This is a genomic window from Paenibacillus sp. FSL R7-0128, assembly GCF_038002245.1.
In the GTDB taxonomy this organism is placed as follows: Bacteria; Bacillota; Bacilli; order Paenibacillales; family Paenibacillaceae; genus Paenibacillus_AQ; species Paenibacillus_AQ silagei.
This window is the reverse complement of the sequence record NZ_JBBOCD010000001.1, coordinates 819,024-833,099: the sequence shown is the minus strand read 5'-3', so window position 1 is coordinate 833,099 and position 14,076 is coordinate 819,024. Positions and strand designations below refer to the sequence as shown.

At 52.0% G+C, this 14,076-nt stretch carries 12 protein-coding genes; 4 read left to right on the top strand and 8 right to left on the bottom strand.

What is annotated here, in order from left to right; all coding sequences use genetic code 11:
• The first annotated feature begins 60 nt into the window (after positions 1 to 60).
• Both NST26_RS03410 and NST26_RS03405 read left to right on the top strand, forming a co-directional pair.
• Positions 61 to 1,836 (top strand): ABC transporter ATP-binding protein, encoded by a 1,776-nt coding sequence (locus tag NST26_RS03410; RefSeq protein WP_340956018.1) that lies wholly within the window; start codon positions 61 to 63, stop codon positions 1,834 to 1,836.
• Entirely contained in the window at positions 1,823 to 3,598 is a 1,776-nt protein-coding gene (locus NST26_RS03405) for an ABC transporter ATP-binding protein (protein ID WP_340978534.1), read from the top strand. The genes NST26_RS03410 and NST26_RS03405 overlap by 14 nt, the downstream gene beginning before the upstream one ends.
• Before the next feature lie 539 nt (positions 3,599 to 4,137).
• Here NST26_RS03405 and NST26_RS03400 read toward each other — a convergent pair.
• The gene (locus NST26_RS03400) at positions 4,138 to 4,791 is read right to left on the bottom strand and encodes a GNAT family N-acetyltransferase (protein WP_445323360.1); all 654 of its coding nucleotides are present in this window, start codon (positions 4,789 to 4,791) and stop codon (positions 4,138 to 4,140) included.
• Positions 4,792 to 4,821: 30 nt separating this feature from the next.
• Entirely contained in the window at positions 4,822 to 5,739 is a 918-nt protein-coding gene (locus tag NST26_RS03395) for an AraC family transcriptional regulator (RefSeq protein ID WP_340978531.1), read from the bottom strand.
• A gap of 66 nt (positions 5,740 to 5,805) precedes the next feature.
• On the opposite strand from NST26_RS03395, the gene NST26_RS03390 reads away from it, so the two are divergent.
• Both NST26_RS03390 and NST26_RS03385 read left to right on the top strand, forming a co-directional pair.
• Positions 5,806 to 6,360, top strand: a complete 555-nt coding sequence (locus NST26_RS03390) for a histidine phosphatase family protein (RefSeq protein ID WP_340978530.1) — start codon at positions 5,806 to 5,808, stop codon at positions 6,358 to 6,360.
• 314 nt (positions 6,361 to 6,674) lie between these two features.
• A complete protein-coding gene (locus NST26_RS03385; RefSeq protein ID WP_340978528.1) occupies positions 6,675 to 7,205 on the top strand; it encodes a ClbS/DfsB family four-helix bundle protein in 531 nt (176 codons plus the stop codon).
• Positions 7,206 to 7,267: 62 nt separating this feature from the next.
• On the opposite strand, the gene NST26_RS03380 is transcribed toward NST26_RS03385, so the two are convergent.
• From NST26_RS03380 to NST26_RS03355, 6 genes are all read right to left on the bottom strand, one after another.
• Positions 7,268 to 7,516, bottom strand: coding sequence for a hypothetical protein (locus NST26_RS03380; RefSeq protein ID WP_340956031.1), 249 nt, complete (start codon positions 7,514 to 7,516; stop codon positions 7,268 to 7,270).
• A complete protein-coding gene (locus NST26_RS03375; protein ID WP_340978524.1) occupies positions 7,506 to 9,071 on the bottom strand; it encodes a glycosyltransferase family 39 protein in 1,566 nt (521 codons plus the stop codon). The genes NST26_RS03380 and NST26_RS03375 overlap by 11 nt, the downstream gene beginning before the upstream one ends.
• Positions 9,072 to 9,299: 228 nt before the next feature.
• Entirely contained in the window at positions 9,300 to 10,160 is an 861-nt protein-coding gene (locus NST26_RS03370) for a formylglycine-generating enzyme family protein (protein WP_340978523.1), read from the bottom strand.
• A 166-nt stretch (positions 10,161 to 10,326) separates the two neighbouring features.
• Complete coding sequence (locus tag NST26_RS03365) at positions 10,327 to 10,950, bottom strand: glycoside hydrolase family 11 protein (RefSeq protein ID WP_036730699.1); 624 nt, start codon at positions 10,948 to 10,950, stop codon at positions 10,327 to 10,329.
• A 689-nt stretch (positions 10,951 to 11,639) separates the two neighbouring features.
• Complete coding sequence (locus NST26_RS03360; protein WP_340978522.1) at positions 11,640 to 12,680, bottom strand: NAD(P)-dependent alcohol dehydrogenase; 1,041 nt, start codon at positions 12,678 to 12,680, stop codon at positions 11,640 to 11,642.
• A gap of 203 nt (positions 12,681 to 12,883) precedes the next feature.
• Positions 12,884 to 14,011: an ROK family transcriptional regulator gene (locus NST26_RS03355; RefSeq protein ID WP_340978521.1), complete on the bottom strand. Its 1,128-nt coding sequence runs from the start codon at positions 14,009 to 14,011 to the stop codon at positions 12,884 to 12,886.
• Between the last annotated feature and the right edge of the window lie 65 nt (positions 14,012 to 14,076).

The window sequence follows — 14,076 nt, the reverse complement described above, 5'->3', positions numbered from 1 at the left end:
TTGGTTCATAGTGTTATAATCACTTTGTTTATCACAAGACAACAGGAAACAGGTGATCAGATGTTTGAAATCAAATGGCTGTGGCAGAACCTGGAGGGCAACCGGGCGCGGTATATCGTGGCGCTCTGCCTCTCAGTGGTGGGCTCAAGTCTTACGATTGTGAACCCCTACATCAGCCAGCGCATTGTCGATACGTTCATTGCCGGTGACCACGCAGGAGCGAATCTTGCTACAGGACGCGGGCTGCTCATTGCGCTTTGCCTGGGCATGATCGGCTTCTCCCTGCTACGTACAGGGCTGGCATACTTCACGACCATGCAGTACGAAATTTCTTCACAGAATATGATGTACAATATCCGGATTTATCTGTACAACAAGATTCAGGGCCAGGACCGGGAATATTATGACCGCAACCGCACCGGGGACCTGATGACCAAAATGACGGGGGATCTGGATATGGTCCGCCACTCGATGGCGTGGATTTTCAAGACGATTATTGAATCGCTTACGATTTTTCTGGCAGCCGTCATTTATTTTCTCACGATTGATGTGAAGCTGACGCTGTGGATGCTGATCCTGTCACCGCCGATTTTTGTGGTGGCCTTTATCTTCGCCAAGAAAGTGCGCCCGATGTACATCGACCTGCGCGAGCGGCTGTCCCAGCTCAATACGACGACACAGGAGAATATCTCGGGGAACCGTGTGGTGAAGGCTTTTGCCCGTGAGGAGTTCGAGATTGCCAAGTTCACGGAGAAGAATGTCAACTACGCGGTGGCGAATAAAAAAGCAGCCCTCGTCTGGCTCGACTACTTCCCTTATCTGGAGTCGTTCGCACAAGGCTTCAACGTGGTCCTGATGCTGGCCGGCGGTTACTACGTGATGGAGGGGCGGATTACCTTCGGTGAGTTCACGGCGTTCTCCTCGCTGATCTGGGCCGTCTCGAACCCCATGCGCAATATCGGAATAATTATTAATGATATTCAGCGTTTCTTTGCCAGCTTATCCAAAATCGTCGATATCTATTACGCCCGTCCGGCAATTGCCAATGACCATAACCCGGTGGAGCGCCGCCGCTATGAGGGACGGATTGAATTCGACCATGTCCGGTTTAAATATGATAACGCTACCGTGCTTGATGATGTGAGCTTCACGATAGCCCCCGGCGAGACCATTGCGATCATGGGAGCCACCGGCTCCGGCAAAACCTCCCTCATCAATCTCATTCCACGCTTCTATGATGTGGCTGGCGGGCGAGTGCTGGTAGACGGCAGAGATGTCCGGGAGCTGGAGCTGGATGAGCTGCGGGGGAATATCGGGATGGCTACGCAGGATGTGCTGCTGTTCTCCGATACCATTGACGGCAACATCGCTTACGGCGATCCCGATCTGCCTGAGGAGGATGCGAAGGCTTACGCGGCTCTTGCCGCTGCCCATGATTTCATTGTCAAAATGCCTGAAGGCTACGATACCGTAGTGGGGGAACGCGGTGTCGGATTGTCCGGGGGTCAAAAGCAACGTATTGCGCTGGCCCGCGCCTTGGCGGTCCAACGTCCGATTCTGATTCTAGATGATACGACCTCTGCGGTCGATCTGGAGACGGAGGAGCATATTCAGCGCAGTCTGCGTGAGCTGGAGTACCCCTGCACGAAGATCATCATTGCGCAGCGGGTATCCACTACCGCCCAGGCTGACCGCATTCTGATTCTGGAGGGCGGGCGTTTGATTGAGGAAGGAACCCATGCCGAGCTGCTGGCGAAGCGGGGGTATTACTATGATGTATTCATGCTTCAGAACGAGGGTATTGGAAGGCAGGTGACCGAAAGTGGCCAGAAATAAATTCGATGTCGATGAGAATCTGGAATCGCCGTTCAATATCAAGCATTTCCGGCGGGCCATGGTCTATATCAGACGCAAGAAGAAGCCGATGCTTATCGCGTTCGCGCTTAGTGCATTGTCGGCGGCGATTGCCCTGTCGGCTCCGCTGATCATGCAGCATGTCGTGGATGTGACGATTCCGGCCAAAGACATGGGCGCACTGGCGGGCTGGTCCCTGCTGATGCTGGCAACCATCGTGGTCAGCGTCATTCTGGCTACGATCCGCTCGCGAATTATGACGAGCGTCGGACAGGATATTATCTTCGATATCCGCACCGACCTGTTCAAGCATCTACAGGAGCTGCCCTTCAAATATTATGACGACCGGCCGCAGGGTAAAATCCTGATCCGGGTCGTGAACTACGTCAACGGGGTCTCCGATGTGTTGTCGAACGGAATTATCAACTTCATCCTGGAAATCGTGAACCTGGTCTTCATCGCGGTGTTCATGTTCGCCGTGGATGTGCGGCTCTCGTTCATCATTCTGGCCGGACTGCCGGTGTTCCTCGGCGTCATGCTGCTGATCAAGACCCGGCAGCGCCGGGCCTGGCAAGCGGTATCGAACAAAAGCTCCAACCTGAATGCCTATCTGCAGGAGAGCATCAGCGGCATCGGCGTCACACAGATGTTCTCGCGGGAGACGCGCAATGAAGGCATCTTCACCCGTCTGGCCGGCAACTTCCGCACGGCCTGGATGAAGGCGCTGCGTTACAACATTCTGATTCCGTTCAGTGTCGATAACCTGTCTACCATTGTTACGGCTATGATCTTCCTGGTCGGCCTGCTGACTCTGGACCCGCAGAACATGACGCTGGGCGTCATTCTCGCCATGAGCAGCTATGCTGCCCGCTTCTGGCAGCCGATCCTGAATCTATCGAACCTGTACAATAACTTCATTAATGCGGTGGCTTATCTGGAGCGGATCTTCGAGACGCTGGATGAGCCGGTAACGGTCAGCGATATCCCCGGTGCGAAGGCGCTCCCGCCGGTTCAGGGCCGGGTGACGTTCGATGATGTCACCTTCGCCTACGATCCGGGCCTGAATATCCTGGAGAACATCTCCTTCGATGTCGCAGCGGGAGAGAGCGTGGCTCTGGTCGGTCCGACCGGTGCGGGCAAGACCACCGTCGTCAACCTGATCTCGCGCTTCTATAACCTGACTGGCGGACGCATTCTGATCGACGGGCAGGATATCTCACAGATCACGCTGAAATCGCTGCGTAGCCAGATGGGAATCATGCTGCAGGACAGCTTCATTTTCTCGGGAACCATTCTGGATAATATCCGCTACGGCAGACCGGATGCGACCGAGGAAGAGGTTATCGCTGCCGCGAAGGCAGTCTGCGCGGACGACTTCATCCGCGAATTCGATCAGGGCTACCAGACCGAGGTGAACGAACGCGGCTCCAAGCTCTCCCAGGGACAGCGGCAGCTGATCTCGTTCGCCAGAACGCTGCTGGCCAACCCGCGGATTCTCATCCTGGATGAGGCCACCTCCTCCATCGATGCACAGACCGAGCGTCTGCTCCAGAAGGGGCTGAACGAGCTATTGAAGGGACGCACCTCGTTCATCATTGCGCACCGCCTGTCTACGGTGAAGAACTGCGACCGGATCATGTATGTCTCGAACAAGGGCATTGCCGAGAGCGGATCCCATGACGAGCTGATAGCCCGCCGCGGCCTGTACCACCGGCTGTATACGGCGCAGAAGATGGAAGCTTGATGTGCAGTGCAGGATAAGGATATATAGATTGTACTTGTAGTTCAATTTATATAGTCTCAAACAAGTGGAAACGGCTTTGCCGTCCTTTTAAAGGACGGTACCGTTTCAGCAAGAAATAGAAGGATAATCTATCGTGTGAAACATATAGATTCTTATATTTTAAGAAATCGCCAAAAACCGCAGCAAGGGTTCGCCCCTGTCTGCGGTTTTGGCATGAATGGATGGACCGTACAGCACATCTTCAGTGAAGAATATGTCCGCATGCACGATCCGTTACCACCTAAGTCTGCTGGTTGCTGGCTTCATCAATTTGTGCAATTAAGCAGCACTCCTGCTGCGATCCATGCGGACTGGAGAGCCGCTATTCCTGTAAATTGCACTATTTTGCGGGCCAGGCGGACTCACATGCACTTAACCAGTCGCTCTTGACTCATTCTAATCACCAACTGGCCTTATAACGGCCTCTCAGTCCGAGGGCGAGTGGTAAAGCTGTCTTTTTCAAAAGATAAGAATTTATATGCTTCGCGCTATCATTATCCTTATCTTTCTCGCTGAAACGGTACCGTCCTTATAAAGGACGGCAATGCCGTTTCCACTTGCAAAATAAGGGCCTCATGGTCCGGTTGTAGAACCTTCATATACTCTTCCCTAAGCATGCTGTAGATCTCCAGATCAACCACTCCCTTGCCGGACCAGAGGGCTGCTTGCCGAAGCATCCCTTCCTTGACATATCCGTTCTTCAGCAGCACCTTCTTGGAAGGCTCATTATTCAGCATCACTTCCGCCTGAATTCTATTCACCTGAGCCTGCTGGAACAGGAATGCTGTCAACAGCTCAACGGCTTTGGAGGCGAGGCCCCTCCCCCACTGGGCTTCCGCAAGGAAGTAGCCGATGGTGACCATATTGACCCTCTGATTGAAGTCACAGGCTTCAATAATCCCGAGCAGGTGCGTATCGTCTGCTGGGGCGAAGATGCCCCACTTGATCCGCGATCTTTTGCCATAATCCCGTTCATAATGACCGATCATGCTCTTGACTGTAGTCTTATTGTGCTTGGGGATAATCCCGCAATATTCGAACACATGGTCATTGCTGTAAATCTCGAACAGCCCGTCCAGATGCTCCTCCTCAATCTTGCCCAGTACCAGCTCCTCTGACCTTAAGACAGGTAACTGGTCAAACACTATCTCCATCTTCACCCGGGGCACTCCCTTCTCTGATCCTTAAGCGCTTCGCTTAATGGGGACGTACAAATCAACCATGCACTTGCCCTGCGGGTCCTGCGCAGGATCATTCAGACAGAATTCCAGACATGGCCGGTCATCGGCTTCATAGCCGCTGCGAGGTAACCATACGCTGAACATAGTATCGTACGCAAGGACAAATCTATCTACCGTATCATAGTAGGAATACACCGCATACAGCCCGCCGGATAGAGTCTTGTATTCTACCTCCTTCCGGGGGGCTTCCCGTTCGAATCCCTCCGGGAGTGTAACACAAGCATCATAGCGGCAGGCAGACTCTTCCGTAAGTTCCCCGTCGTCCAGTGAGATTCCGATGAACTGCTGATTCGCCGGATGGAACCCTTGCTGAGCTGCCCAGCGGCTTAGCTTGTCCCATGTGTGATATGTGTCCAGATACCTTCCAATATGCCGGACATAAGCGACCCCAACTTCTGCAATTTCTCTAAGTTCTACCATACTGTCCCATGCCCTCCTTAACAGCGGATTACCTTCTGCTACATTGTAATCTGCCAGGGCGGCCGGCTCTGCCTGCTTATTGCTGAGGACTGACGGGAAATTGCTATGTTTACGGTTCCTGCTTCTGATGGTGCCAGGCGAGCAGCCGTAATGCCGCTTGAAATGGACATTCAGGGCGGAAACCGATTCAAAACCGCTCTCCCCTGCAATCTCCAGAATCGTCTGATTCGTCCGGCTAAGCAGCACCATGGCCTGCTCGACGCGCTTCCTGGTTACGAAGGCCATGGGCGTCATGCCCGTGAAGGCTGTAAATATTCTGGTGAAATGATATTTGGAGAAATGGGAGACCTCCGCCAGCTGATCCAGCCGCAGCGGCTGGCTGCTGTGATTTTCTATGTAGGCAATAACCTGCTTAATCCTCTCCCCATACTGCTCCTTCATCGCTGAATCCTCCGTCTCTTTCGTGTTACAATACTGTACAAATATAAATGGCTGAGGCGATAGTCAATGGTTACCACTCTCTACTTCGTACGACATGCCCACTCTACTTATTCTACCGATGAATTGAATAGACCTTTATCTGAGAAGGGGCGGGCAGACGCCTGGAGAGTTACCCGACTACTCCTCCATGAGAATATTAATATTCTAATCTCAAGTCCCTATCAACGGGCTATACAGACCATTCAGGGACTGGAGAAACCGCTTGGGACTACGATTGTAATCGAAGATGATTTTAAAGAAAGAGTGTTGTCTGCAGAACCTGTAACCGACTTCGGGCAGGCAATGACCAAGGTATGGGAGGACTTTTCCTTCGCCTGGCCGGGAGGAGAATCCAATCGGGTTGCCCAGAATAGGGGCGTACAAGCACTCTATAAAGTTTTGCAGCAATATAAAGGAAATTCGATCGCTATCGGAACGCACGGTAATATGATGGTCCTGATCATGAATGCTCTGGATAAGCGTTATGATTATAGCTTCTGGAAGCAGTTAGAAATGCCCGACATCTATAAGCTAAGCTTCCGTAAGGACAAGCTTGTGGGCGTGCAACGTATTTGGCACTAGTAAGGTGCGAAGGTAGCGTGCATAAATGCACTCTGTACAACTAAATCGTCTGAATTACAGCCAAATATCCGTTTAGCTGCATTTCGTACAATTAAACTCCCCTCTATACCGGGGTTCTCACCATTGGGGCAAATTTAGTTGTACAAACTACAGTTAGAAGAGGAAAAGTCTCCTTTTCACGCTTTTTAATTGTATAAAATACAGCTATCGCTGAAAATCGGCTTCAATGTTATTCATAGTTTCTAAATGCCCGGTTGAACTGGACAGACTGTTGTCACAACCCTGTGGTATACCAGAGGAAAGGAGTGATTGTTATGGCAAGCTATGAATACTCGTCCCGTCAGGAGCTGATAGACACGATCCATAATCTGTACCTGCTCTTGGATGCCGAGTATGATGGAATTAACAATACATATAAGGATACGCGAATTCCCGAGGTGGACAAAACCCCAGCCGAGATCATCGCTTATCAGCTGGGTTGGCTGGAGTTGGTGCGGAGCTGGGAGAAGGATGAGCTGGCGGAACGAACAGTCCAGATGCCCGCTGCGGATTACAAGTGGAATCAGCTCGGCGGGTTGTATCAGTCCTTCTACAGCAAATATGCGGAGTATTCTTTGTCCGAGCTGCGTGAGCTCTTCCGGCAATCCGAAGAGCAGTGGCTGGACTGGATTGGCACATTGACGGAAGAGGAACTGTTCATCCAGGGCGCACGTCAATGGACCGGAACCAAGGAGAACTGGCCGATGGCCCGCTGGATTCACATTAACTCTGCCGCTCCATTCAAGACTTTTCGGGGAAAGATCCGGAAGTGGAAAAAGCATTGTCCTGAAGGACTGGCAGAGTGACATAGTGCCAGAGTGGCAGTATGCCAAAGGGGTACAGCAGCTTAGCGTCCACTGCTTCGCAATCATTCCGTGCTGTCTGCCCTCCCGTCTGGCCCCTGCATCCCCCTCCTGCCGGGGCCTTCCCGGTTCATTCCCCTGCTGCCCTCCTTGAAGTTGGTGCCGCCGCCGTTCATGCCGGGGAACCCGCCGGGCCGGGAATTGAAGTCTGCACTGGTAATATTCTGAGCCGTGACTGCTTCGCAGGAAGTGAGCAGCAGCGAACAGCTAAGCATACTAATCATTAAGGTGATGTAATATTTCTTAGTCCGCATGATTAGACCTCCTTGTCCCGGTCAGTAATATATATAAGTCTTGAACACCCAAGTAGGATAAGACAAGCAGCAGCGGATACACAGGGTACAGATACCGGGACTTAATCTCCCAGAGCAGGTAGAACCCGATGAAGCCAAGAATCACCAGAAGGAGCGGGGTCTCCGCGAAGCGCTTAGCCCGCAGTCCCCGGATTAACCGGATCAGAATGAAGACGTACATCAGGAAATTCTGGACATATAAGGCCCACAGCAAGCCGCTCCGATAGGCGGAATCGCCTTGAAACAACCTGCTTGCAGCTGTGGAATAGCTGTAATGGCCCATCACCATGCCGCCCCTTCCTCCGCCGGAGGAGGCTGCTTCATTTCCGATCCCGTAGCGTTCCATCTGATACGTCCCTTCCGTCCAGGTCCAGATCAGCTTTTTATAATACATTTCTGCAAGCCCGGTTAAGGTCGCACCGGAGAGCTTGCTGCGGATAGACGCCTTGAACAGTTCTACACTCTCCGCCTTATTATAGCCGGCTTCCTGTTGGTAGATATTATAGCTCTCCCGGTCATCCCAGAACCCGAGTGTCTCCAGATTAATCCCCATATTCAGCCACATGTACACTGGAGCAGAATTACTGGACGGCGATTCGTCCACAATGCCTGTTGCCTGAAGTGTCGTATTCTGAATCCAGGCAGGAAGAACCCACAGCAGCAGCGTTACTCCAAGGGCGGCAATGACCTTCTTCACGCCAATCGCCCGCAGGTTGAGAAGCAGACTGAGAACAATGGCAATCAGGAAGATCATACCTATACTACGGAAGTAGTTGCCGAGTGTCAGCAGTACTGCCGCGAACAGCATATCCTTCATGGATCTTCTGCGGATGAACCTGACTCCGAAGTAGAGCGCGCTGGTGAGCAGAGCCGTGGCAATTCCATCATTATAGATGAAGTTGCTCATGAACAAAGCCGGAACATAGGTCGCAGCCACAATCAGAAGGCCATAGTTTTTTTTGCGGGCTTGAGGACTAAGCTCTTGGCAGAGCAGATAGATAACCAGCGTGGTGACGAGCGAGAAGAGAATATTGAAGCTTTTGATCACCAGATAATTGTCCGGGAACAGAAGCAGCAGCGTCTTCAGATACAGCACGAAGGAGAAATTGAACGGGAACATGTACAGGTATCCGCCTGACTGAAAGGAGGAATAGTCCTTGTCATAGAGCATAGCCCAGGCCAGGGACAGCACCGTCTGTGAATCATCTGTAGGCATGCGGGTGAACAGGAAAATAATCACGAGCTGCAGGGTACCCGACAACAGCAGAACGGCAGGAATAACCTTCGCCCGGCTATACCCTTCAAGCTTCCGGGAGAGTCTGTACAGCACAAAGCCCAGTACCAGAACAACTACAATCCATAGCAGGAACACAAGCGGCTGCTGCCCTTCCAGCACCGCCCGGTCACCATACACGGAATAATTATATTTTGCCCGGAACAAGAAGGATGAAGCGATGAACAGCCCAATGAACAAGGCGAGGATGAACGTTACGATTTGCTGGATTCTTTGTACCATGATACCCTCCTGATCGGCAGCGTCCGGCGAGTCTTTCGCATGTGCCTTAATCCATATACGGAGTATACATAGTGAATCTGAATGTAAGTTGAAAGGATGCTGCCTGAGCATAAAAAAACCTCCGTGTCCTCTCCAGCCGCCGCATCCATAGATGCGCTCATGCCGGAAAAGCTTCCCGAAGGCTTGCTGCTTAAACTATTCTGTTCCTGTTGAATACGTACGGGTGAATCACTTGCCAGCTACAGCCCGAACCACACGAAACCCCTGGTCATTCCCCCGGCTGCTCGGCTCGTATTGACCCCGGAAGGATACCTCTGTGTTGTTCACCCCGCCGATCCAGCCGCCGCCCTTCACCAGCCGGACCGAGCCGGTCTTGCTATTCGAATCCCCTTCTCCGTACCAGTTCCAGCACCATTCCCTTACATTCCCTGACATATCGTACAGTCCCAGCTCATTGGGCTGCTTGAGGCCGGTATTTCTCGGCTGGCTATGGTTGTTCTCAATCGCAGGCCAGTTCCAGTCCCCGGTCAGGAATTGGTCGCCGGAATTCCGCCAGTACCAGGCTACCTCCTCCGGGTTATCGCTTCCGCTATACGGGTTGCTTGTGCTCATCCGGCCTCCGCCTGCTGCATATTCCCACTCGGCTTCTGTCGGCAGACGGTAACCGTCCGCCCCTTCATTCACCGTTACAGTCCATTTCATGAAATCCCGGTCACTTGTATTATTCGGATCGACCGTGTTCTTGTCTATAATATAATAGGGGGCCAGGCCTTCCTTCACACTCCGCTCATTGCAGTACTCCACGGCATCATACCAGGTTACGCTCTCTACCGGCAGCTTATCTCCTTTGAACTGCGAGGGGTTATTCTTCATCACTTCCAGCCATTCTTGCTGGGTGACCTCATATTTACCGATGTAGAAGTCCGGGAGGATCATCTCTGTCCCGTAATAATTGGATTTCGTATCCTTAAAAGCACCGCCTTCCACCCGCACTAAACGCTCATCAGCGGCAGGCTTCTCCTGCGAGCAGGCACTGGCTATAACCGCGATTGCCATGCACAGAATCAGAATCATTAATGGTTTTCTCATGAATACCTCTCCTTTGAGCAGATGGGCAAGGTACAGGACCTAAGCACAGTTCAGTGTGTGAAAATGATAAGGCCGGCAGCTTGTACACCCGGCCGGCCTTAGCCTGTCAACGATTAGCTGAGCTTACGGCGCTGCCGTAACGGCAAGGTGCCGGTCAGCTTGTCCATTACCACACGGTTACGTTGGAGCTGCCGCTGCTCTGATATCCTTCGGTAGCCAGTACCTGATATGACCAGCTGCTTCCCAGATACATCGATTTGCTCTGCCAGGCGTTCACGTGGTTGCTGAACGTAATCTGGACATTGCTGCCGATAGGCCGTTTGGATTGTCTTACACTCCAGTACTGCGGGAACGTAGCATTTCCGTCAATGGAAGGAGCGTTGTAACGCATCGTACGATAGATATCATAAGTACCGCCATCACTGTTCACCGTGCCTTTGTAATCGCCGGTAGGTCTGTAAGTTCCCCAGTTGTCTACCACGTAATATTCAATAAGGGCATTCCGGGTCCATCCGTATAAGGTCAGGTAGCCGTTGCCGGAAGGCGAGAAGACTCCCGCGTTATAATTCACCACCCGGTTCGGGGAACCATAGGTCCAGCCTTTACCTACAACGAAGTTCCCGGTATTGTACCAGTTCACACTGTAATTCCCGCCACTTCCGTTCACCGCATTCACGGTTCCTCCGCCATCGGTCCAGTTCTGCCAATAATCTGTTGCGCCTGCTGTCGCTGCGAACGCGCTGAAGCTGAGTGCCGCTGTCATTAATACCGTCAGAAGTTTCTTTTTCATTGTAAATTAATACCTCCCGATTATAATGGTGTTTGCTTGCAGCTTGCTTCTCTCCGTAGAATATAACTTATCCTGATGGTTATCCCATATATTTACTTGTCCTCCTTTCGAGATGATTATATCTAGTAAGCGTTTACATTTCTCTCTGCAAACTAAAGATTAACCCCCAATTTTTATTGATATTATGAAGTTATTGGGTCTAATCGACGGGATCTTTGCTCTCGCGGGAAGCAAGTGGCGGAAATTCGGGAAATTTCGGCAGCGGCGGACTAACATTGGCTCATTCAGCCTACTTTTGCTGAAATCAGGTGCACTAATGCTCTTCATTTGCTCATTCAGCCCACTTTTGCCGAAATCAGGTGTACTAATGCCCTTCATTGGCTCATCCGGCCTACTTTTTCCAAAATCAGGTGCACTAATGCTCTTCATTGGCTCATCCACCCCACTTATGCTGAAATCAGGTGTACTAATGCTCTTCGTAACCTGAGAGTGGGCCTTTCAGTTCATCCTCCGGCCCACCAAAGGGATGGGTCCCTTTCTTCCACCTCGTCCCGCCTTCATATCCGCCCAACGCCAAAAAGCCGCCCCGGAACGGGACAGCTCTGACTGTTCAGCTATACTCACCTGTCACTATTCATCCATAGGGTAATCTATTCACCGTTGATCTTCACCCATTATCTATCTTTCCTCTAGCCCATCTTAATGACCGCCTTAACCACATCCTCCTTATTGTTGATCACGTAATCGAACGCTTGCTGCGTCTCCTCGAAGTCAAATTCGTGGGTGACGATGCCCTTGACGTCAATCTTGCCGTCCGCGATGGCTCCGATGGCTGCCGGATACAGGTTGCGGTACCGGAAGACCGACTTGATGTCGGCTTCCTTGAACATAATCTGCATGAAGTCAAAGTCGATGATATCCTTGGCGGCGAGGCCGACGAGGACGATGGTTCCGCCTCTTTTGACCAGATAAGGGGTCTGCTTCACCGTATTCTCGCTGCCTGCCGTCTCGATGACCTTATCCACGCCCGCGCCGTCGGTCCAGGCCGCAATGACCTCCAGTACATCCTCCTGTCTGGCGTTAATCACCCGCGTAGCCCCTAGCCTCATCGCCGCCTCCAACCGCTTCTCAATGATGTCCACCACTACAATCTCCGTAGCCCCGTATGCCTTGCAGGCCAGCAAAGTGACCAGCCCGATGCAGCCCGCTCCCAGAATCACCACACGGTCCCCCAGCTTAACGCCGCCCTGTGCCGCAGCATGGAGTCCTACCGCCAGCGGTTCCACCAGCGCCCCCTCCTTCGAAGACACATTATCCGGAAGCTTGAACGCCATGTTCTCCGGAAAAGCCATATAATCCATCAGGCAGCCATGGTAGGGCGGAGTCGCTAGAAACTGTACATCCGGGCACAGATTATATTTGCCGCTTTTGCAGAATTCACACTGTCCACAGGTCACACCAGGCTCCAGCGCCACCCGGTCCCCCACCTTCAGATGCTTCACGCCAGGGCCAAGCTCCACCACTTCTCCGGCGCATTCATGCCCCAGAATGAAATCTCCGTTCACCACGAAATCGCCGATCCGGCCATGCTCCAGGTAATGCACATCCGAGCCGCAGATGCCGACAACCTCCAGCTTCACAATGACCTCGCCCGCTTGGGCTACAGGCATGCCGATTTCCTTCATTGCCATTTGCTTCAGATCTGTCATATAACAAGCTCTGTTCTTCATCTGTTTCTCCTCCTCAGGGACATTAGGTACTCTTAGTATAATGATATACTTTTATAAAACTATTTAAATAAGATTATAATCAGATTTAAAGTGAAGTCAACAAAAACTCCCCCAGAGAAGGACAGTGCCGCGATTGCAGCAACGTCCCTCTTCTGGAGGAGCGGGGAAAGCAGATATTGTATTTGGATAAAATCAACCCGGATCTAGATGCTGTCGATAAACTCCGTCACCAGCTCCAGAGCAGCGCCCACAGCGGTGGCTTCAAGCTTATATTTACAGACCCGCAGGTAGGAGCCGTCCTGTTCGAAGGTGTTCTTACTCGCTGCTAACGCCTGAAGATCATCGATGTATTCCTCCATGTAAGCCCCGGCATAGCCGCCGAGAATCACATCGCAATCGTACAGCATCCGCAGGTTATTCACTGTAATGACCAGATAGCCCACATACTCCTGCCAGATGGCCTGCTGCTCCTTCTGGCCTTCTCCCAAGAGCCTGAAGAATTCCACAATACTGCCCCCGGTGCTGTCCGAGAGGATTCTCGCGGAGCAGTAGGCATCGACGCAGCCCTTCTGCCCGCAGTAGCAGGTCCGGCCTCCAGGCAGAATTGTCATATGCCCGAACTCCCCGCTGCGGTGGTTCTGGCCTGCATAGATCTGATTACCTACTATAATGGCACCGCCCACGCTATTGTTAAGGGACAGATAGACCACATTGTGTATGTCCTGCTCTCCCCACAGTTCAGTGAGTCCCGCCGCATTCGCATCATTGCTCAGGACGCAGGGATAAGGGATGTATTCGGCGAACCGCCGGACACTGCCTCCCTTGAAATCTATGACTGTAGCATAGCTCACTGTCTGGCGGTCCCCGGATAGAATCGCGGGCAGCGCAATGCCTACACCGAGAATCTGGCTGCGGTCCAGCTGACAAGCCTCTATGAAATCCTCCACCAGCTTGCCTACTCCCCGGAAGTAAGTCTCCTCATTCGCAAATGGATAATTATTCCTGACATTCCTAATGATCCTGCCGCTCAAGTCAATGACGACAATTCCCACATGATTCAGGGTAACATCCAATCCGACAGCATAACCCGCCACCCTGTTGCAGGCCAACGACTTGGCTTTACGGCCTCCGGTGGATTCATACAGCCCGGTCTCCTCAATCAGCCCGCGTTCCTGCAGCTCCTTGAGGTTCTGTGTCACGGTGGGAAGACTTAGACCTAGCGCCTGCGCAATCTCCTGAATGGAAGTGGATTCACGGTGATACAGGTACCGGTAAATGGCGTTCCGGTTCATCTTTTTAACTTCCATACTGTTCAAGCGATGTGTCGCCATTCGAATCCCCCTCACTTTTACAAATGTACTTTATAATTTTATACATATAATATGCAATCACACCC